The sequence below is a fragment of the Pseudomonas sp. P2S-1 genome, from assembly GCF_057197725.1.
Genome location: NZ_CM170068.1, coordinates 278,243 through 298,921, shown reverse-complemented (window position 1 = coordinate 298,921; position 20,679 = coordinate 278,243). Strand labels below are relative to the sequence as shown.

Below are 20,679 nucleotides of genomic sequence, written 5' to 3'. Positions count from 1 at the left end.
TGCCCTAGGGTGGGTAGATAGCACCTAGCTTGAATCCAGAACTCATGTCAGTTAAATCTGTATTTTCTTTCACTCGGTTATTGGATTACTCACCCATGACAAAGAAAACACCGCTGCACCAGGTCAGCGATTTCGATCTCCGGTTGCTGCGGGTGTTCAAGACCGTGGCCGAATGCGGCAGTTTTTCCGGGGCCGAGAGCGTGCTGGGGATCACCCGCTCGGCCATCAGCCTGCACATGGGCGACCTGGAGAAGCGCCTGGGCATGCGCCTGTGCCAGCGCGGCCGGGCCGGTTTCGCCCTGACCGACCAGGGCCGCGAGGTGCTGCGCGCCAGCGAGACCGTGCTGGTGGCGATCGAGGGCTTTCGCAGCGAAGTGAACCAGATGCACCAGCAACTGCGCGGCGACCTCAACGTGGCCATCGTCAACAACCTGGTGACCCAGCCGAAAATGCGCATCACCCACGCCCTCAAGGCGGTGCGCGCCGAGGGCAGCGGCGTGCGGATCAACCTGAGCATGAGCACGCCAGGGGAGATCGAGCGCGGGCTGATCGACGGGCGCCTGCACGTCGGCGCGGTGCCGCTGATCACACCCTTGTCCGGCCTGGACTACAGCCTGCTGTACGAGGAGCGTTCGTTCCTGTACTGCAGCCATGAGCACCCGTTGTTCGCCCAGGCGGCGAGCGTGACCGACGCGCAGCTGGCCGCGGCCGATGCGGTGATTCCCGCGTACCGCATGACTGCCGAGGCCATCGGCCTGCACCAGTTGCTCAGCTTCGCGGCCTCGGCGACCGACCGCGAGGGCATCGCTTTCCTGATCCTCACAGGTTCGTACATCGGCTTCCTGCCGGACCATTACGCCGCGACCTGGGTCGAGAAAGGGCAGATGGTCGCCCTGGACCCGCAGCGCCTGCATTTCGACTCGAAGATCGCCATCGCGCTGCGCAAGGGACGGCGGCAGAACCTGATTCTCGAGCGGTTTCTCAGTGAGCTGGAACTGACTGACAGCCCTGCCTGAAACCACTGCGGTCCTTGTGGGAGCTGGCTTGCCAGCGATAGGGCCCTAATTCACAACTTCATTGCCCAGGCCGGCCTCATCGCTGGCAAGCCAGCTCCCACAGGGGCCCCGTGTCGCCCCCTCCTCTGAACGCCCTCATTCACCGATCACGGTGAGCGAGGGCGTTTTTGCTTCCAAAAATTCTTTCAGCCGTGTTGACAGCCCGAACAGATTCGAAATAACTTGAATGCATTGCTGCACACAACGCAGCACTCAAACAAGAACACAGCTCTGCTTCTCACTTGCTCGTCTGTCTACAAGAACAACTCACCAGAGAGACTCAACATGGCACGGTTCCTTTCTCGCAAACTCGGCGGCAGCGTTGCCTGCCTCACTGCGGCACTGACGCTGCTGATCCAAGCCCCGGCCCAGGCCGATACCCAGACCTGGCAGAACGTGCAGAAGACCGGCGTACTGCGTTGCGGCGCGGCCATCGCCGCCCCCTACGTGATGCGTGACCCGGCCAGCGGGCAGTACAGCGGCTTCTTCGTCGACCTGTGCCGCGACTTCGCCGAGAACGTGCTGAAGGTCAAGGCCGAGTTCGTCGACACCAGCTGGGACAACCAGGTCGCCGGTATCCAGAGCGGCAAGTGGGACATGGCCATGGCCCTCAACAGCACCCCGGAGCGGGCCAAGGCCGTGGCCTTCTCGGTGCCTGCCGTCGACTACCAGATCTCCCTGCTGGTCAACGGCAAGAACCCCAAGTTCGCCAGCGCCGGCACCGACCTCGCCGACTTCGACAAGCCCGGCGTGACCATCGCCGTGATCTCCGGCACCGCCGCCGACAAGGCGGTCTCCGGCGCCATCAAGCAAGCGAAGCTGATGCGCCTGCCCGGCTCCGATGAAACCCGCATGGCCCTGATGTCCAAGCGCGCCGACATCCTTGCCGACGCCAACGACACCAACCACCTGTTCGCCATGGCCAACAGCTGGGTCAAGGAAGTCCTGCCGGTGCCGGCCCTGGCCAAGCAGGGCGTGTCCTTTGCCCTGTCGCGGGAAACCCCTGCCGCCGACCTTGCCCAGCTTGACGACTACCTCACCGGGCGCCGCGCCTCGGGCGAGATCGACCAACTGGTGGACAAGGCTTCCGCCGAGATCCTCGCGGGCCAGAAAGCCCAGTAACTTCCGCCGACCTACCGGGGGCCGCCAGCCGGGCGCGCCCTCGCGGAGACAACTGCAATGACCACTCCTCATTTGGTGGCTGCCCAGCCACAGGCTTCGTTCACCCCGGATTCGGGCCAGGGCGGCAACTTCATCCGCCTGCAGAACGTGCGCAAGGCCTATTCGGAACAGCTGGTGGTGATGGACGGGATGAACCTGGACATGCGCGCCGACGACCGCCTGGTGATCATCGGCCCGTCCGGCAGCGGCAAGAGTTCGCTGCTGCGGGTGCTGATGGGCCTGGAAGGCATCCAGGGCGGCAGCATCCAGTTCCAGGGCAAGCCGTACATCGATGGCCAGCGCAAGCAGGGCAAGCCACTGGACGACGTGCTGCACAAGCAGATCGGCATGGTGTTCCAGCACTACACCCTGTTCCCGCACCTGTCGGTGCTGGGCAACCTGATCCTGGCACCGACCAAGGTCCACGGCCTGGGCAAGGCCGAGGCCACCGAGAAGGCCCGTGCCTACCTGGCCCGCCTGGGCCTGGAAAGCAAGCTGCACGCCTACCCGAGCCAGCTCTCGGGAGGGCAGAAGCAGCGCGTGGCGATCGCCCGCGCCTTGATGCTCGAACCCCGGCTGATGCTGTTCGACGAAGTCACCTCGGCCCTCGACCCGGAAATGGTCATCGAGGTGCAGAACGTGATGATGCAGCTGGCCGAGCAAAAGATGGCAATGATCATCGTCACCCACGACATGCACTTCGCCCGTCACATCGCCACCCGGGTGGTGTTCTGCGCCAACGGCAAGGTGGTCGAGCAAGGCCATCCCGACCAGATCTTCACCCAGCCTCGGGAAGCCCGCACACGCGAGTTCCTCGAAAAGGTCGTGCAGTTCGACTGAGGGCAATGCCATGAACTACCAATTCGACTTCCACTTCCTCAATGGCAGCCTGCCGGCCCTGCTCGACGGCCTCAAGGTGACCCTGGAACTGGCCCTGGTCTCGAACCTGATCGGCCTGACCTGCGGCTTCCTCCTGTGCCTGATGACCCTGAGCCGCTGGTTCTTCATCCGCTGGCCGGCGCAGCTGTTCATCGAGTTCTTCCGCTGCACCCCGGCGCTGCTGCAGATCGTCTGGTTCTTCTATTGCGTGCCGATGATCTTCGACGTGTTCATCGACCCGATCGCCATGGGCTTCCTCGCCCTGGGCCTGAACCTGACCGCGTTCAACGCCGAGGCCTACCGCGCCGGCGTGCAGGCGGTACCACGGGAACACCTGGATGCGTGCATCGCCCTAGGCCTGCGCTCCTGGCAACGGACCGTCTACGTGATCCTGCCGCAGTCGCTGCGCAGTGCCCTGCCGGTGTTGATCACCAATGGCATCGGCACCCTGCAGCAGAGCGCACTGGTGGCGATCGTCGCCGTCGCCGACCTGATGTACGTGGGCAAGAGCCTGGCCACCGAGGCCTACCGTCCGCTGGAAACCTACACCCTGATCGCCCTCATCTACTTCGCCCTGTCGCTGCCGGTAGCGCAATTGGTGCAGTGGTTCGAACGGCGCCAGGAACTGGCCGGCCAGCGCTGAGGAGAGATAACCATGCCACTCGATTTCTCGGTTGTTCTGCAGTACTGGCCGGTCCTGCTCAAGGGCCTCGGCCTGACCCTGGCCTTCACCGGCGCCTGCGCTGTACTGGGCAGCCTGCTGGGCTTTGCCGTCAGCATGCTGCGCCAACTGAAAACCCCGCTGGTGCGCTTGCCGCTGACCCTTTACGTGGAGTTCTTCCGCGGTACGCCGCTGCTGATCCAGCTGTTCTGGGTGTTCTTCTGCTTCCCGGTGGTGTTCGGCCTGGACATCCCGCCCTATGTGTCGGTGCTGATCGCCCTGACCCTGTTCATGGGCGCGATTACCAGCGAGACCTTCCGCGGCGCGCTCAAGTCCATCGCCAGCGAGCAGCACGACGCCTGTACCGCCCTGGGCCTCGGCTCGAAGGTCAAGGTGCTTTACGTGATCTTCCCGCAAGCCCTGCTGCGCGCCGTACCGCCGCTGCTGTCGAACGTGGTCAGCCTGTTCAAGGAGAGCGCGCTGATCTCTTCGGTGGGCGTCGCCGACCTGATGTTCGTCGGCCAGAACATTTCCAACAGCACCGCGCGCCCGGTCGAGTTCCTCTCGGCCGTGGCCGTCATCTACTTCCTCGTGGCCTTCCCGCTGACCCGTCTGGTCGGCGTGGTCGAAGGGCGCCTGCTGCGCCGCTACGCCTACTGACACAACCCTAACCAACCCGGAGAATCACCGATGAAACTGAAAGGTATCCTGCCTGCCCTGGTCACCCCGTTCGACGCCGCTGGCAAAGTCGATCACGACACCCTGGCCTCGGTCATCGAGCACCAACTGGCCGCTGGTGTCAGCGGTTTCGTACCCCTGGGCTCGACCGGCGAGTACTACGCCCTGGCCAATGACGAGCGTCGTCAGATCCTCGCCACCGTCAAGGAAGTGGTCGGCGACCGCGGCCTGCTGATTGCCGGCGCCAACGGCTCCTGCACCCGTGAAGTGCTGGAACAGATCAAACAGACCGTCGACGCTGGCTACACCAACCTGCTGATCGCCCCGCCGTATTACGCGCTGCCGTCCCAGGAAGAACTGCTGGCCCACTACAACACCATTCTCGACACCTTCCCCGAGATCAACGTGGTGCTCTACAACTATCCGGTGCGTACCAACGTCGAAGTCGGCCTGGACGTGATCGCCGCGCTGCACCAGCACCCGCGCGTGATCGGCATCAAGGAAAGCAGCGGCAACCTGCTGCGCGCCATCGAGATCGGCGAGAAGTACAAGGGCATCCAGCTGTCCTGCGGTTCCGACGACCAGGCCCTGGACTTCTACCTGTGGGGCGCCGATAGCTGGATCTGCGGTCCGGCCAACATCTTCCCGGAGAAGGTCGTGGCCTTCCACAAGGCCTTCACCGCCGGCGACATCCGTGGCGCCCAGGAAGTGATGCGCAGCCTGTTCCCGGCCATGGCCAACCTGGAAAGCGGCAAGTTCGTGCAGAAGGTCAAGTACGGCGCCGAGCTGGCCGGCTTCAAGGTCGGCCTGGCCCGCGCGCCGCTGCTGCCGCTGACCGATGAAGAGAAGGCCGAGTTCCGCAAGGTGTTCGAGGCGTCGCAAGCCTAAGGGCGCCCCTCCCGCTGTAGGAGCGTGGCTCGCCCGCGAAGGACCGCGCAGCGGTCCCGGATTTGTAGCGACAACACAATTTTGGGACCGCTACGCGGTCCTTCGCGGGCAAGCCACGCTCCTACACGGTATACCTTCTAACCGGTTTCCCTTTTTTCCGAGCATTGCACCCATGAACAACCCGCAAACGTCATCGCAACACGCAGTGGTCATCGGTGGTGGCATCGTCGGCGTGTGCTGCGCGCTGTACCTGCAGCGCGAAGGCCACCGGGTCACCCTGATCGACCCGGCCGCCCCGGGCGACAGCACCGCCAAGTGGAGCTGTGGCCAGATGGCGGTGAGCGAAGTCATCCCGCTGTCCAAGCCAGGCATCCTGATGAAGATCCCCGGCTGGCTGCTGGACCAGAAAGGCCCCCTCGCCCTGCGCCCGAGCGCATTGCCGGGGATCCTGCCGTGGTTCATGCGCTTCCTGGCCTGTGCCCGTCCCTCGAAGATCAACGAGATCGCCCAGGACATGGCGCGCCTGACCCAGCATGTCTACGAAGACTATGCCCCGCTGCTCGACGCTTGCCCCGACAAGACTCTGCTTGGCGAACGCCCGGTGCTCGAAGTGTTCGACACACCGGCCGGCCTGGCACACGAACGCCCGCACCTGGAACTGCGCAAGCAACTGGGCTTCCGCTCCCAGGAACTCAATGGGGCAGAGATTTCCGATCTGGAGCCGGCACTGGCCGGTAAATTCCAGCACGGCCTGATGTTCCCGGACTGGCGCGCCGTGAACGACACCGAAGGGTTTATCGCCGCCCTGACCGAGAGTTTCATCGCCCAGGGTGGCATCCGTGTCCGCCAGCGCGTGACGAAGATCGACGAGCAGCACGACAAGGCCACCGGCGTTACCCTGGAAGACGGCGCCCGCGTACCGGCCGACCTGCTGGTGGTCGCGGCCGGCACCGGCGCCCGTCCGTTCTTCGACAGCCTGGGGGTGAACATTCCCCTGGCCGGCATCGCTGGCTACCAGGCGGTGCTGCCGCAACCTGAAGTGGAGATCCGCCACTCGGTGATCTACGCCGACGGCGGCTTCTGCTTCGCCCCGATGACCCGTGGCCTGCAGATCGGCGGCACCATCGAGTTCGCCGGCCCGAATGCCGAGCCCAATTTCAAGCGTGCCGAAATCATCATGGAAAAGGCCCGCCGCGTCCTGCCGCAACTGAACACCCAAGGCATGGAGTTCGGCGTTGGTTATCGCCCGTTCCTGCCTGACACCAAACCGGTGATCGACCGCTCGCCGCGCCTGAAGAACGCCATCCTGGCCTTCGGCCACGGCCAGCTCGGTCTCACCCTCGGTGCTACCACCGGCCGCCTGGTCTGCGACCTCGCTGCCGGGCGCGCGCCAAACCAGAACCTTTCCGCATTCAGTGCCCGACGCTTCGCCGTCCTTGGAGGAAACGCATGAACCGCTACGACCAGTTCTACATCAATGGCCAGTGGGTCAGCCCGATCAACGGTGGCAGCTTCAACTCGTATGACCCGAGCGACGAAAGCCTGATCGCCAGCGTCGCCTCCGGCTGCGCCGCCGACGTGGACGTGGCGGTCAAGGCCGCTCGCGCCGCCTTCGACGAGGGTCCGTGGCCGCGCCTGAGCGGTGCCGAGCGGGGCGAATACCTGCGCAAGATCGCCGATGGCATTCGCGCCCGCCAGGAAGAACTGGCGACGATCGAGGTCCGCGACAACGGCAAGCCCTTCCCCGAAGCCATGTGGGACATCGGTGACACCGCCGGCTGCTTCGACTTCTATGCCAACCTGGCCGAAGAACTCGATCGCAACCGCGAAAAAGACGTGAGCCTGTCCGACGACCGCTTCAGCGCGATCGCCCGCAAGGAGCCTATCGGCGTGGCCGGCGCCATCGTGCCGTGGAACTTCCCGATGCTGATGGCCTCGTGGAAGATCGCCCCGGCCCTGGCCGCCGGTTGCTGCATCATCCTCAAGCCCGCCGAACAGACCTCGCTGACCGCCCTGGAACTGGCGCGCATCGCCGACGACGCCGGCCTGCCGCCAGGCGTGCTGAACATCGTCTCCGGCCCGGGCTCCACCGTCGGTGCCGCGCTGACCGCGCACCCGGGCGTGGACAAGCTGGCGTTCACCGGCAGCGTGCCGGTGGGCAGCCGGATCATGCAGGCCGCCGCCCAGGACATCAAGAACGTCACCCTGGAGCTGGGCGGCAAGTCGCCGTTCGTGATCTTCGCCGACAGCGATATCGAGCAAGCGGTCGAGTGGATCATGTTCGGCATCTTCTGGAACAAGGGCGAAGTCTGCTCCGCCACCTCCCGCGTGCTGGTCGAGCGCGCCGCCTATGAGCCGCTGCTGGCCCGGCTGGCCGAAGAGACCCGCAAGATCAAGATCGGCAACGGCCTGGAAGAAGGCGTGCTGCTCGGCCCGCTGGTCAATCGCAACCAGTACGACGGCACCCTCAAGGCCATCGCCAGCGGCCTGGAAGCCGGTGCCCGCCTGGTCTGCGGCGGCGAGCGTCCGGCGCACCTGGACAAGGGCTTCTACCTGCAACCGACCGTCTTCGCCGACGTTCCGGAAGACAGCTGGATCTGGAACGAAGAGATCTTCGGTCCGGTGGTGTGCATCCGTCCGTTCGACACCGAGGAAGAAGCGGTAAAATCCGCCAACAACTCGCGCTTCGGCCTCGGCGCCGCGGTGATGTCGAAGGACCTGGAGCGCTGCGAGCGCGTCGCCCGCAAGTTCCGCGCCGGCATCGTCTGGATCAACTGCTCCCAGCCGACCTTCACCGAAGCGCCGTGGGGCGGCTACAAGCAGAGCGGCATCGGCCGCGAGCTGGGTGAATGGGGCCTGAACAACTACCTCGAAACCAAGCAGATCACCTCTTACAACACCGACCAGCCGTGGGGCTGGTACATCAAGTGAGGTAACACCCATGCGTTGGAAACAGACGCTTCAGCTCGCTGAGGTGCACTGCGAAGGCGAGATCGGCAAGGTCATCACCGGCGGCGTCCTGGGTATCCCGGGCGCCACCATGCTGGACAAGATGAACCACATCAACGAGGTCGACGACAGCCTGCGTCGCCTGGTGACCCTGGAACCGCGCGGCTGCCTGCAGATGTCGGTCAACCTGCTGCTGCCGCCGACCCGTCCCGAGGCCCACGCCGGCTTCATCGTGCTGCAGGCGGACAAGGCGCACCCGATGTCGGGGAGCAACTGCATCTGCGTGGTCACCGCCCTGCTGGAACTGGGCATGGTGCCCATGCAGGAGCCCGAGACCACGGTGGTGCTGGACACCCCCGCCGGCCTCGTTACCGCCCGCGCCCTGTGCGCGGACGGGCGCTGCCTCAGCGTCTCGCTGGACATGGTGCCGGCGTTCGTCGAACACCTGGACCTGGCCATCGAGACCGAAGCCTTCGGCACGCTCAAGGTCGATGTGGCCTTCGGTGGCGTGTACTACGCACTGATCGATGTCGAGCAGATCGGTCTCTCCATTGCCCCGGAGCATGCCCGGGCCCTGGCCGATACCGGCGTGGCCTTGAAGGAGGTGATCAACCGCCAGTTGAGCATCCAGCATCCGTTGCTGCCGTCGGTCAACGAGGTGGCCTACGTGATGTTCCGCAATCGCCTGGACGAGCGCACCTACCAGACCTGTACTACCCTGCCCCCGGGCCGGGTCGACCGCTCGCCCTGCGGTACCGGCAGTTCGGCCAACCTCGCCACCCTGGCCGCCCGCGGCCTGGTGCAGGCAGGCGACCAACTGGTGTCGCGCTCGACCATCGGCGGTCAGTTCCAGGTGACGCTGCTCGGGCACACCGAGGTTGGCGGCAAGCCGGCGGTGCTGCCGCGGGTCACCGGCCGCGCCTGGCTCTACGGCCTGCAACAGCTGGGTGTGGACCCGGACGATCCGCTGGCGGCAGGCTTCATGCTCAGTGATACCTGGGGCGTCGGCCCCAGCCAGTAGTGACGACAATGGCCGGGCCTGTATGATGCCGGCCAGACCAACCGGGACCTGATGATGGCAAAAGATAACGACACCGAGAGCGGCCCACGCCGCCATAGCGGGCGCTACATCTACGAGGAACTGCGCAAGCAGATCCTCACCCTCAAGCTCAAGCCGGGCGTGCAGCTCGACGAAGTGTCCCTGGCCGCGCAGTTCGGGCTGTCCCGCTCTCCGGTCCGGGATGCCCTCGCCCGCCTGATCACCGAGGGCCTGGTGATCATCCTGCCGAACCGCACCACCCTGGTGACGCCGTTCGAGATCGAGGAGTTTCCCAACTACATCTCCGCGCTGGACCTGATCCAGCGTGCGGTCACCCGCCTGGCTGCCACCCAGCACCGCGCGGAAGACCTCGAGGCGATCCGCAAGGCCGATGCCGACTATCTCGCGGCCGTGACCAGCGGCGACTTCCAGGCCATGTCCGAGCTGAACAAGGCTTTCCACATGGCCATTGCCCAAGCCGGGCGCAACCCGTACTTCATCAATTACTACGAGCGCTTGCTCGGTGAAGGGCAGCGCCTGCTGCACCTGCATTTCGATCATGTGGTCAGTTCCGCCAGCACCCATCGCCTGGGTCGCGATCACGACGAGATGATCGAGGCCATCGCCTCGCGGGATGCCGATGCGGCCGAAGCGGCAGCGCATGAACACACCATGCTGTTCCAGCGCCGGTTCCTCGACTACATGCAGCAGAACCTGACGGCGCGCATGTCGATCGCCTGAACCGAAGCAGCTTTCCGACCTTTACGCGGCCCCTGTGGGAGCTGGCTTGCCAGCGATAGCGATGGTGAATTCACCGACGCAATCGCTGGCAAGCCAGCTCCCACAGGGGCCGTGTCGTTCTTACGTTCATTGGCCATCTTGACAGCCTGATGCCCTCCGGATAGCTTGCATGCAGCTCTGCACACAACAAATCCAAAGGGAGTCGACGATGCACAGATTCGAAAACAAGGTAGCGATCGTGACCGGCGCCGCCGGCGGTATCGGTTCGGCCATTGCCGCCCGTCTCGCCCGTGAAGGCGCGGCGGTGGTAGTCAGTGACGTCAATCTGGAAGCGGCCCAGGGCGTTGTCGAGGTGATCCGCAGCGAAGGCGGCAAAGCCGTGGCGATCGCTGCGGATATCGCCCAGGGCGATGCCTGCCGTGCGCTGGTGCAGCAGACCGTCGAGCAACTCGGTGCCATCGACATCCTGGTGAACAACGCCGGGATCAACCGCCGCGGCAACCTGCTTGCCCTGAGCGAAGACGACTGGCACACCAGCTTCACCGTCAACCTCGACTCGATGTTCCACCTGTGCCGCGCCGTCCTGCCGCTGATGATCGAGGCCGGTGGCGGCGCCATCGTCAACACCGCCTCGCAGTGGGGCCTGTACCCGGCGCCAGGGCATATCGCCTACAACGTCACCAAGGCCGCCGTGGCCTCCTTCACCCAGAACCTGGCGCGGGACTATGCGCCGCACAAGGTGCGGGTGAACGGGGTGTGCCCGGGCGAGATCCACACGCCGATGCTGGAAGCCGGGGTCACGCGCTCGGGCCGCACCATCGCCGACCTGGACAGGATGGTGCCGTTCGGGCGCATCGGCAAACCCGAGGAAGTGGCGGCACTGGTGGCGTTCCTGGCGTCGGAGGAAGCGGCGTTCATGTGTGGGTCGCTGGTGGAGATCACCGGAGCGCAGGCGGTGGCCTGACGCTGTCCCCAAGGCGGCCACTGTAGAGATCGAACGATCTCTACAGTGGCCTGTTCCGGACAACCTTCAGAAATCGAAGGTCAGCCCGGCATACAGTGCACGGCCATCTCCAGGCGAGTGCAGCGAGGCGTCAGCTCCATCCGGGTCAAACCAGACGTACTCGTAGTAACGATTGGTCAGGTTTTTCAGTTGCAGATCCACGCTCATCGACTCGCTGAGCTTGTAGGTCGCCCCGAGATTCATCAGCACATAGCCACCGTAGGCGCCTTGAGTGTTCTCACGCTCCAGGTAGTAATGGGTTTGCCCGTTCGCCCAGGCTGTCAGCTGAAGCGCAGGTGTGGCCTGGTAGCTGATCCCGGTGTTCCACAGATGATGCGGTACATGGTCGATTTCCTTGCCCTTGCTACCCGGCAGTGCGCTGCTGGGTTCCAGGATTTTCGAGTACTGCCAGGAATAGGACATCCACACCTCGGTACGCTCATCCGGCTGCAGGTTGACCTGCAGGTCATAGCCCCAGCGGCGGGTTTCGCCGACGTTATCGGACTCGCCGCTCGGGTCGTTGAGGCGACGGCTGACCTCGCCCGTGGCGTCCTGGCGCCAGTAGGCCACGCGGCCGTCGACCCACTCGGCCGGGGTGAACTTGACGCCGGTTTCCCAGCCTTCGTTGATCGACGGCTCCAGGTCCTCGTTGCGTGGCGGCACCTTGTACGACGCCGCACCGGTCCCCACCTGGAACGTCCGGCCCCAGTTGGCGTAGACACTGGCGAACGTCCAGGGCGAGTAAACGATGCTGAGCTTGGGCTGCTTGATCAGCCCGTAGTCGTTGATGTCCGAGTCCAGCCCGGTCAGCTTGTTGGTGAAGTCGCCATTGATCTTGTCTACCCGATAGGCCGGGACGATTTTCAGCGACTCGACCGGCTCGATTTCAGCCTGCACATAGGCGCCGACCGTATTGAAGTCGAAGTCCTGGTTGCGGGTCTGCGCCTGGCGCACCCGTTGCAGGGTGCGATAGCGCTCGCTGCGGTTTTCCTGTTTCTGCACATCGCTGCCGCCTTCCAGCGCGAAGGCGTGCAGCCAGTCGACCTGTGGGCGCCAGGTCAGGGAGGTGATGGCGCCGTACTGGTCCTCGTAGGTATCGCGTTCCTGCTGGGAGCTGGTGCGCCAGTACTGGGTCCAGCGACGATCATCGAAGGTATTGAGGTAAGTCTTCGCTGACCAGGACAAGGTGTCCGCAAGGTCGGTGTCGAAATGCAGGCTGACCTGGTTCATGCGCCGCGTACCCTTGTCCGTCGCGTTGTAGTCGTTGCTCATGCGCGGGTGGTGGCGAGCATCCTCTTCGGTCAGGTAGCCGGCCTCCTGCGCCTGCGACTCATAGTGCCGGGCAATCAGGCCCAGGCGGAAGCTGCCGTCGTCAGGGGTATAGAACCACTTGCCGCCGAAGCTGTAGCGCTCGGTGTCGCCGTGGTCGCGATAGCCATCGACCTGCTGGCGGGCGAAGAAGTAGTTCTGGGTCCAGTTGCTGGTTTCGATGCCCTTGGCCAGTTGCACCTCGCGGGTGTTGAAGCTGCCGTAGCGCAGGCGGGCCTTGTTGTAGTTGCCGCCCGTGCGGGTGTTGATGTTGACGTTGCCGGCGATGTTGTTGAGGCCATAGCGCGGGTCGCTGGTACCGCGCACGACTTCGATGCTGTCGATGTCCATCGGGAACACCGAATCGATGAAGGGCATGTTGCCGTCGTTGGTGTTGCTCGGGATGCCATCGACCAGCAGCTTGACCGCGTTGACTTCGCCTTCACCGTTGAAGCCCCGGAACGAGAGCTTGCCCGAGGTGGTGCCCTGGTTGAATTCGGTCAACATGACACCAGGAGCACGGCTGAACAGCTCCCAGCTGTAGGCCACAGGCATCTTCTCGACGATATCTGCGCCGAGGATGTCCACCGAGCTCAGCACGCTGCTGGTGGCCAATGGACCGGTCGTACTGCCGCTGACCGTGACAGCGCCAAGGGTGAGGGTGGAGTTATCGCTGGACAGCGTTTCAGCCACGGCTTGGGAAAGTGGGCTCAGGCTGGATACACAGGTGATCGTTAACACGGGCAAGACAGCGCGTGCGGTGCTACGGAACGCAGGCATGGACAAAGCTTCCTGGCAAAAAAGTCGGGCACGGTCATCACGCGCGTTGTGCGCGGGACCGGTGGATGGTCGACAGATCAGGCCAGGGGAGAGGCGCGCGGATTGAGGTTGGGCCACTGTTCGCGTGGCAGAGGCAAGGTGGGAGCGTGACCCAGCAGCAGGTCATCGGGCCAGAAACGCGGGAAGAGGTGTTTGAAGTAGTCGCCCGGCAGCACGGCCTGGCCGGCGTGACCGCAGCAGCAATCACCGGATTGCGGCTTGCTGTCGGCGCTGCCCGAGCGTTCGGACTGGTCGAGCTTGAGTTGCGCGAGCAGCGACTTGGGCAGGCTCTGCACACCGTGCAGACTGCAGAAACTGCCGAGAAGCAGCGACTGGTCAATAGCAGGTTCGCGCAAGGAACGGTCGAGCGGCATCACCAGCAGGTTGAACAACACTGCGAAGCAAGCGAGCAACCAGAGGTGAGTGCGAACACGTGACAGCATGGACCGCTCCATGGGTAAGCTGCGCATTAAGCCCCATCCGTGGCGGTCTGTAAAAGTTCCATTCAGCGCCATTTTGTCGCAGGCAGGCTGCTTCAGGCCTGTTTGCTCCAGGCACAGACGCGTCCCCGTAGCCGAGCAATCGACGAAGCGCTATGCCAACATGTGCTTCCCTGCCCCGTACCACAGGTTCATCCATGCTCTACGTTGTCATGCTGGGAGGAAAACATCCTCGGGCCAGCATCGAAGTCCACGACGTGGTCTTCGCCCACGGCGATACACTCGCCCAGACCTACCCGCAGTTGCGCAGCGCCTGGTTCGGCAGCCCCAAGGGCCTGCATATCGACTCCTGGTTGGAGGTCCACGGCGTGGATGGCTATCGCGTCGAACTCGGCCACGCGGCACCACAGCCCGGCGCCATGCGCTTGTTCTTCCTCAACCTGGGTGGCTACGCACCCGGCGAGTTTGGCGAGGATCACCGCTATTTGCTGGTCACGGCTACCGATGCGGCCGCTGCGAAGAAAGTGGGCAAGCAACGCATGGCCGCAGGCTGGCTGAAGCCGCATACCGACGCGGTAGTGGACGTCGATGACTGCCTGCCGGTGGATCTGATCGAAGGTCGTTATGTACACCTGGTCGAGGGTGAACATCGAGGCATGGTGCAGCGCAGCGATTACATCGTGATCTGAGTGGTGCGTAGGTGAGAAGGCCTGTCAGCAGATCGCATCAGGGCTGACAGGTGCTTGTCATGGCTTTTCTGGCGCCCTCAAGATCGAGCGCCGCGCGGGCGGCGCTCGATCTTGAGGGCGCTGAAAATCTACCGGCATGCACCTGGTGGCCATAACCCGGTTCTCTGACAGGCACCTCGCAGCCACCACTATTCAGTGCAAACCAATAGTTAACCTCAGAGTAACAATCCACTCCCAACCTTGATTGATACCCTCCCCGCCCAACCGTACCTTGACCTCCACGAAAGCGGACCCGTGGAGTCACACAATGACAACCAGCCCCTCCCCCCCACCGCAGTGGTCGCGCCGGCGCACCGAGAAGCAGCGCCGGCTCGACCAGCTACGCCATCTCGCGGATGGCGCGGTGATCCCCAGTGAACGTATCGTCGAAGCCCTCGAGCTGTTGATCGCCCCCGGGGATCGCGTGGTGCTCGAGGGCAACAACCAGAAGCAGGCGGATTTCCTCTCGCGCTCCCTGGCCAAGGCCGACCCCGGCAAGCTGCATGACCTGCACATGATCATGCCCAGCGTCAGCCGCGCCGAACACCTCGACCTGTTCGAACAGGGCATCGCCCGCAAGCTCGACTTTTCCTTCGCCGGCCCGCAAAGCCTGCGCATCGGCCAGTTGCTGGAAGACGGCCGCCTGGAAGTCGGCGCGATCCACACCTACATCGAGCTGTATTCGCGCCTGCTGGTCGACCTGATTCCCAACGTGGCCCTGGTCGCCGGCTTCATGGCCGACCGCGAGGGCAACATCTATACCGGCCCGAGCACCGAGGACACCCCGGCCCTGGTCGAACCGACCGCCTTCAGCGACGGCATCGTGATCGTCCAGGTCAACCAGTTGGTCGACGATGTGCGCGATCTGCCACGGGTCGATATCCCGGCCTCCTGGGTGGATTTCGTGGTGGTCGCCGACCGGCCGTTCTACATCGAACCGCTGTTCACCCGCGACCCGCGCCATATCAAGCCGGTGCATGTGCTGATGGCGATGATGGCGATCCGCGGGATCTACGAGAAACACAACGTCCAGTCCCTCAACCACGGCATCGGTTTCAATACCGCCGCGATCGAACTGATCCTGCCGACCTACGGCGAATCCCTCGGGCTCAAGGGCAAGATCTGCCGCAACTGGACGCTCAACCCCCACCCCACGCTGATTCCGGCCATCGAGTCCGGCTGGGTCGAGAGCGTGCATTGCTTCGGCACCGAGCTGGGCATGGAGGACTACATCGCCCAGCGCCCGGATGTGTTCTTCACCGGGCGCGATGGCTCGATGCGCTCCAACCGGATGATGTGCCAGTTGGCCGGCCAGTACGCCGTGGATCTGTTCATCGGCGCCACCCTGCAGATGGATGGCGACGGCCATTCCTCCACCGTGACCCGCGGCCGCCTGGCCGGCTTCGGCGGTGCGCCGAACATGGGTCACGACCCGCGCGGCCGCCGCCATGCGACCCCGGCCTGGCTCGACATGACCGAGCCGGTGACCCTGCTGGAGCGGGGGCGCAAGCTGGTGGTGCAGATGGTCGAGACCTTCCAGGAAGGCGGCAAGCCGACCTTCGTCGAGACCCTGGATGCCGTGGACGTGGCCCGCAAAGCCGGCATGCCCCTGGCGCCGGTGATGATCTACGGCGACGACGTCACCCACCTGCTCACAGAGGAAGGCATCGCCTACCTGTACAAGGCGCGCAGCCTCGAGGAGCGCCAGGCGATGATCGCTGCGGTCGCCGGCGTTACCGCCATCGGCCTGCGCCACGATCCGAAGGACACCCAGCGCATGCGCCGCGAAGGCCTGATCGCCCTGCCCGAAGACCTCGGCATCCAGCGCACCCAGGCCAGCCGCTCCCTGCTGGCGGCCAAGAGCATTGCCGAACTGGTCGACTGGTCCGGCGGCCTGTACAACCCGCCCGCACGCTTCAGGAGCTGGTAATGAGCGCATCCACACTGATTCATGTTCCGCTGCCGCTTTCCCAGTTGCTGGCCGACCTGGCGGTGGACGCCCTGATCGACGAGGCCGATCTGTCGCCCAAACCAGCGCTGGTGGACCGGCGCGGCGCGGGTGCCCACCAGGATCTGCACCTGGGCCTGATGCATGCGTCGGCGCTGTCGCTGTGGCCCTGCTTCAAGGAAATGGCCGAGGCGGCGCTGGCCTTCGGTGAAGTCGGCCAGCCGTTGCGCGAAGCGCTCGGGCAGATTGGCCGCGAAGGTGAAAACGCGATGCTGGCGACCACGGGCGGCGTCAACACCCACCGTGGGGCGATCTGGGCCCTGGGCCTGCTGGTCGCCGCCCGTGCGCTGGGCGGGCCAGATGAGGATGCCGGCGCAGTCGCCGCCCGCGCTGGGCGCATCGCCCTGATCGACGACCGTTTCGCCCCAAGGCAGCAGGACAGCCACGGCCTTCAGGTGCAACGCCGCTACGGTGCACGCGGCGCCCGGGAAGAAGCGCAATCGGGCTTCCCGACGGTGCTCGGGCATGGCCTTCCACAACTCGCTGCCAGTCGCAGCCGCGGCGCAGGCGAGCAAAACGCGCGCCTAGACGCCCTGCTGGCGATCATGGCAACCCTGGACGACACCTGCGTGCTCTGGCGCGCCGGGCCGCAGGGCTTGCAGACCATGCAGCAAGGCGCCCGTGGCGTCCTCGAGGCCGGCGGCAGCGCCAGCCTTGCCGGGCGCCGGCGACTGCGCGAACTGGATGCCAGCCTGCTGGCCCTCAACGCCTCGCCAGGCGGCGCCGCAGACCTGCTGGCGGCGTGCCTGTTCCTCGATAACGCCGGGAGTCTCTGAGCATGGAAACCCTGTCTTTCACCTTTCCCGCCGGCGAGCCCGGCGCAGGCCGCGCCCTGGTCGGCTGCGTCGGCTCCGGCGACCTTGAAGTGCTGCTCGAACCCGGCGCGCACGGCGTGCTGGCAATCAACGTGGTGACCTCGGTCAACGGCAGCGCGCCGCGCTGGCAACAGCTGTTCCAGCGCCTGTTCGCCGAGCAGTTGCCGCCGGCCATGAACATCGATATCCACGACTTCGGCGCCACGCCCGGCGTGGTGCGCCTGCGCCTGGAACAAGGTTTCGAGGAGATTGCCCATGACTGATGTCGCCCGCTTGCTCAACAGCCGCAGCTTCGTGGAACTGGGTGCCCGCGAGCGGGCCCGGGCCCTGCTCGATGCCGGCAGCTTTCGCGAACTGCTCGGCCCCTTCGACCGCCTGATGTCGCCCTGGCTGCCCGGCCAGGGCATCGTGCCCCAGGCCGACGATGGGGTGGTCATCGCCAAGGGCACCCTGAACGGCCAGCCGCTGCTGGTGGCCGCCATCGAAGGGGCGTTCCAGGGCGGCAGCATGGGCGAGGTCGGCGGCGCCAAGATCGCCGGGGCCCTGGAACTGGCGGTCGAGGACAACCGCAACGGCATTCCCACCGCCGCCGTGCTGCTGCTGGAAACCGGCGGCGTGCGCCTGCAAGAAGCCAACCTGGGGCTGGCGGCCATTGCCGAGATCCAGGCCGCGATCGTCGAGCTGCGTCAATTCCGACCCGTGGTCGGCCTGATCGCCGGCTCGGTCGGTTGCTTTGGCGGCATGTCCATCGCCGCCGGGCTGTGCAGTCATCTGATCGTGACCCGCGAGGCGCGCCTGGGCCTCAATGGCCCGCAGGTGATCGAGCAGGAAGCGGGGATCGACGAATACGACTCCCGCGACCGGCCCTTCATCTGGAGCCTGACCGGTGGCGAGCAACGTCATGCCTGCGGACTGGCGGACAGCTACATCGCGGACGATGTCGAGCAGCTGCGCGCAGCCTTGGTGACCGCCCTCGCGGCTGGCGAACCCGCCCTGCCCCGCAGCCGGCGCTACGCCGACTTCCTCGCACTGCTGAACAAGCTCGGGGCGGACTGCGAACAACTGGACGCGCGCCGCGTGCGCGCCATCTACCAGGGAGAACTGCAATGAGCCGAGGAATCGAGTGGCTGCGCGCATTGGCCGCCGGCCCTGAACTGCCGGGCTTTCCTGCCTCGGTAAAAGTCATCGACGGTGAACTGGGCAACCGCCCGGCGCGCTATCTGGCGGTAGTCCCGGATGCGCACAACCCCTTCCCCCGTGCACGCCAGGGCGAAGTCGGCCTGCTGGAAGGCTGGGGGCTGGCCAAGGCCATCGACGAGGCCATCGAGGCGGACGCCGGTGCTACGCCGCGCATCCTGGTGGCAGTGGTCGATGTGCCGAGCCAGGCCTACGGGCGGCGCGAGGAAGCGCTGGGGATCCACCAGGCGCTGGCCGGCGCGGTGGACGCCTACGCCCGGGCCCGGCTTGCCGGTCACCCGGTGATTGCCCTGCTGGTGGGCAAGGCGATGTCGGGCGCCTTTCTCGCCCATGGTTACCAGGCCCAGCGGATCATCGCCCTGGACGACGACGGGGTGATGGTCCACGCCATGGGCAAGGCCGCGGCGGCCCGTATTACCTTACGCAGCGTCGAGGAGCTCGAAGCCCTGGCCGCGACCGTGCCGCCCATGGCCTACGATATCGCCAGCTATGCCTCGCTGGGGCTGTTGTGGGAGCGGGTCAAGGTCGAGGGCATCGAGCAGCCCGGTACGGCGGATATCGACAGGGTCAACGAGGTGCTGGTCCGCGCGGTACTGGACATCGGCACGAGCACCGACCTGCGTGGCCGCCTCGGTGCGCCTAACCGGGCGATGTCGTCGCTGGTGCGGGAGCGCTTGCGGGCGCAGTGGTAGTGTTGATGAACAGCACTTTCCACGCCCACGATCTGCTCTGGGGCATGCCCTCTGCGCAACTGCCCGAAGACGCCCCGGACTGGGCGCGTCAGGTGCTGGATGCCGGCCTGCCCGTGGTAGTGCGGCGGGCCAGCGGCGAGGCCGGCTTGGTGCCGGTCGGTGTGCGTGGCGATCAACGCGCACGACGACTTGGGGCCTGGATGACGGCTACGCAGGTGAGCTGCCGACGCCGTCCTGAAGATCTGCGCCTGCAAGATCCGGCGGATCTGCCGGCACTCGTTGCCCTGCAACAGGTGACGCCGATCCTCGACGACCTCGGCCTCGCCTGGGGCCCCACGGGTGGCGTCGGCTACCAGTTGGCGACCGGGCTGACTGTGCTGCATGCCGACAGCGATCTCGACCTGCTGCTGCGTACACCGACGCGTTTCAGCCGCGCCGAGGCCCGTAGCCTGAGCCACAGGCTCAAGGCCATGGCCTGCCGGATCGACCTGCAACTGGAAACCCCCAATGGCGCCGTGGCCCTGGCCGAATGGGCCACGGACAGTGCACGTGTCCTGCTCAAGCATCGTGACGGCGCCCGTCTGGTCGCCGATCCCTGGCACCTCGCGGAGCAGCCGGCATGAGCAGCCTGTTCGCCTTTCCCGGCCAGGGCGCGCAACGCCCCGGCATGCTTCAGGGCCTGGTCGAGGATGCCTCGGGCCGGGCCTGTCTTGAAGAAGCCAGCGATGTGCTCGGCGAGTCTCTGTTGGGTCTCGACAGCCGCGAGGCGCTGGCGTCCACCCGCGCCGTGCAGCTGTGCCTGCTGGTGGCCGGCGTGGCTGCCGCGCGTGGATTGCTGCAACGCAATGCCCCGCCGGATTATGTCGCCGGACTGTCCATCGGTGCCTACCCGGCAGCGGTGATCGCCGGTGCGCTGGATTACGCCGACGCGGTGCGCCTGGTCGCCCTGCGCGGTGAGCTGATGCAACGTGCCTACCCCAGCGGCTATGGGATGACGGCCTTGATCGGATTGGACCAAGGCAGCGTCGAACGGCTGATCGAGAGTGAGTCGGTGTTCCTGGCCAATATCAATGCCGAGCAACAGTTCGTGATTGCCGGCAGCGATGCCGCCATGGAGCGGGTTGCCCAACAGGCGCTCGCCATGGGTGCCCGCGCCGCCAAGCGTCTGGCGATGAGCGTGCCGTCTCATTGCCCGTTGCTGGACGCGCCGGCCAAGGAATTGGCCCAGGCCTTCGCCCCGGTCACCCTGCGCCGGCCCGCCATCACGTTCCTGAGCAGCAACAGCGCCAGGCCGCTGCACAACGCCGAGGCCCTGCGCGACGACCTGGCCTTCAACATGTGCCGCCGCGTCGACTGGGCGGCGACCGTGCGCACCGCCTGGGAGCGCGGTGTACGCCTGCTAATCGAACTGCCACCCGGCGCCGTGCTCGGTGGTCTGGCCCGGTCTGTGTTCAATCCCGGAACGGTGGTCGCTTGCCAGGATGCTCGCGCTGATACGCTGGATGTGTTGCTGCGCAGGGAGGCAGCCGATTCCTCCCCATGACCGCAGAAGCTGGTTCTGCGCAGAACCCGTAGGAGCGTGGCTTGCCCGCGAAGGACCGCGCAGCGGTCCCAAAAT

General features: G+C 65.4%; 21 protein-coding genes. 19 read left to right on the top strand and 2 right to left on the bottom strand.

The genetic code is table 11. The features are described from left to right. The first annotated feature begins 95 nt into the window (after positions 1–95). The 11 genes from AC2CQI_RS01475 to AC2CQI_RS01425 all read left to right on the top strand — a co-directional run bounded on the left by AC2CQI_RS01475 (position 96) and on the right by AC2CQI_RS01425 (position 11,015). Positions 96–1,016 carry a LysR family transcriptional regulator gene (locus AC2CQI_RS01475; protein ID WP_484578894.1) on the top strand — a complete coding sequence of 307 codons (921 nt, stop codon included), beginning with the start codon at positions 96–98 and terminating at the stop codon, positions 1,014–1,016. Positions 1,017–1,340: 324 nt separating this feature from the next. After that, a complete protein-coding gene (locus tag AC2CQI_RS01470; RefSeq protein WP_075805745.1) occupies positions 1,341–2,177 on the top strand; it encodes a transporter substrate-binding domain-containing protein in 837 nt (278 codons plus the stop codon). A 57-nt stretch (positions 2,178–2,234) separates the two neighbouring features. Beyond that, positions 2,235–3,056, top strand: a complete 822-nt coding sequence (locus tag AC2CQI_RS01465; RefSeq protein ID WP_484578893.1) for an amino acid ABC transporter ATP-binding protein — start codon at positions 2,235–2,237, stop codon at positions 3,054–3,056. Between the two features lie 10 nt (positions 3,057–3,066). Then, a complete protein-coding gene (locus tag AC2CQI_RS01460) occupies positions 3,067–3,738 on the top strand; it encodes an amino acid ABC transporter permease (protein ID WP_484578892.1) in 672 nt (223 codons plus the stop codon). Between the two features lie 12 nt (positions 3,739–3,750). Further along, entirely contained in the window at positions 3,751–4,416 is a 666-nt protein-coding gene (locus AC2CQI_RS01455; protein ID WP_484578891.1) for an amino acid ABC transporter permease, read from the top strand. A gap of 30 nt (positions 4,417–4,446) precedes the next feature. Beyond that, positions 4,447–5,322, top strand: a complete 876-nt coding sequence (locus AC2CQI_RS01450) for a dihydrodipicolinate synthase family protein (RefSeq protein WP_484578890.1) — start codon at positions 4,447–4,449, stop codon at positions 5,320–5,322. A gap of 172 nt (positions 5,323–5,494) precedes the next feature. Further along, positions 5,495–6,775: an NAD(P)/FAD-dependent oxidoreductase gene (locus AC2CQI_RS01445; RefSeq protein WP_484578889.1), complete on the top strand. Its 1,281-nt coding sequence runs from the start codon at positions 5,495–5,497 to the stop codon at positions 6,773–6,775. Further along, the gene (locus tag AC2CQI_RS01440) at positions 6,772–8,253 is read left to right on the top strand and encodes an aldehyde dehydrogenase family protein (RefSeq protein WP_484578888.1); all 1,482 of its coding nucleotides are present in this window, start codon (positions 6,772–6,774) and stop codon (positions 8,251–8,253) included. Before AC2CQI_RS01445 ends, AC2CQI_RS01440 begins: the two co-directional genes overlap by 4 nt. 10 nt (positions 8,254–8,263) lie before the next feature. After that, positions 8,264–9,292: a proline racemase family protein gene (locus tag AC2CQI_RS01435; protein WP_075804230.1), complete on the top strand. Its 1,029-nt coding sequence runs from the start codon at positions 8,264–8,266 to the stop codon at positions 9,290–9,292. 54 nt (positions 9,293–9,346) lie between these two features. Next, complete coding sequence (locus AC2CQI_RS01430; RefSeq protein ID WP_256721152.1) at positions 9,347–10,051, top strand: GntR family transcriptional regulator; 705 nt, start codon at positions 9,347–9,349, stop codon at positions 10,049–10,051. Positions 10,052–10,259: 208 nt separating this feature from the next. Continuing rightward, a complete protein-coding gene (locus tag AC2CQI_RS01425) occupies positions 10,260–11,015 on the top strand; it encodes an SDR family NAD(P)-dependent oxidoreductase (protein ID WP_484578887.1) in 756 nt (251 codons plus the stop codon). Positions 11,016–11,081: 66 nt separating this feature from the next. Here AC2CQI_RS01425 and AC2CQI_RS01420 read toward each other — a convergent pair whose 3' ends face one another. Together AC2CQI_RS01420 and AC2CQI_RS01415 are read right to left on the bottom strand one after the other, a co-directional pair. Beyond that, on the bottom strand, positions 11,082–13,142 hold the full coding sequence (locus AC2CQI_RS01420) for a TonB-dependent receptor (RefSeq protein ID WP_484578886.1): 2,061 nt from the start codon (positions 13,140–13,142) through the stop codon (positions 11,082–11,084). 77 nt (positions 13,143–13,219) lie between these two features. Then, positions 13,220–13,624: a DUF2946 domain-containing protein gene (locus tag AC2CQI_RS01415; RefSeq protein ID WP_484578885.1), complete on the bottom strand. Its 405-nt coding sequence runs from the start codon at positions 13,622–13,624 to the stop codon at positions 13,220–13,222. 194 nt (positions 13,625–13,818) lie between these two features. On the opposite strand from AC2CQI_RS01415, the gene AC2CQI_RS01410 reads away from it, so the two are divergent. The 8 genes from AC2CQI_RS01410 to mdcH all read left to right on the top strand — a co-directional run bounded on the left by AC2CQI_RS01410 (position 13,819) and on the right by mdcH (position 20,604). Continuing rightward, complete coding sequence (locus tag AC2CQI_RS01410; protein ID WP_484578884.1) at positions 13,819–14,310, top strand: DUF1543 domain-containing protein; 492 nt, start codon at positions 13,819–13,821, stop codon at positions 14,308–14,310. 307 nt (positions 14,311–14,617) lie between these two features. Further along, a complete protein-coding gene (mdcA, locus tag AC2CQI_RS01405) occupies positions 14,618–16,279 on the top strand; it encodes a malonate decarboxylase subunit alpha (RefSeq protein ID WP_484578883.1) in 1,662 nt (553 codons plus the stop codon). After that, complete coding sequence (locus tag AC2CQI_RS01400; protein ID WP_484578882.1) at positions 16,279–17,133, top strand: triphosphoribosyl-dephospho-CoA synthase; 855 nt, start codon at positions 16,279–16,281, stop codon at positions 17,131–17,133. Before mdcA ends, AC2CQI_RS01400 begins: the two co-directional genes overlap by 1 nt. Before the next feature lie 2 nt (positions 17,134–17,135). Further along, positions 17,136–17,435, top strand: a complete 300-nt coding sequence (locus AC2CQI_RS01395; protein ID WP_075804222.1) for a malonate decarboxylase subunit delta — start codon at positions 17,136–17,138, stop codon at positions 17,433–17,435. Beyond that, positions 17,428–18,282: a biotin-independent malonate decarboxylase subunit beta gene (locus AC2CQI_RS01390; RefSeq protein WP_075804221.1), complete on the top strand. Its 855-nt coding sequence runs from the start codon at positions 17,428–17,430 to the stop codon at positions 18,280–18,282. Before AC2CQI_RS01395 ends, AC2CQI_RS01390 begins: the two co-directional genes overlap by 8 nt. Beyond that, positions 18,279–19,061 (top strand): biotin-independent malonate decarboxylase subunit gamma, encoded by a 783-nt coding sequence (gene mdcE, locus AC2CQI_RS01385; protein WP_484578881.1) that lies wholly within the window; start codon positions 18,279–18,281, stop codon positions 19,059–19,061. Before AC2CQI_RS01390 ends, mdcE begins: the two co-directional genes overlap by 4 nt. Positions 19,062–19,066: 5 nt before the next feature. Next, positions 19,067–19,684, top strand: a complete 618-nt coding sequence (locus tag AC2CQI_RS01380) for a malonate decarboxylase holo-ACP synthase (protein ID WP_484578880.1) — start codon at positions 19,067–19,069, stop codon at positions 19,682–19,684. Next, positions 19,681–20,604, top strand: coding sequence for a malonate decarboxylase subunit epsilon (mdcH, locus tag AC2CQI_RS01375; RefSeq protein WP_484578879.1), 924 nt, complete (start codon positions 19,681–19,683; stop codon positions 20,602–20,604). Before AC2CQI_RS01380 ends, mdcH begins: the two co-directional genes overlap by 4 nt. Positions 20,605–20,679: the final 75 nt, after the last annotated feature.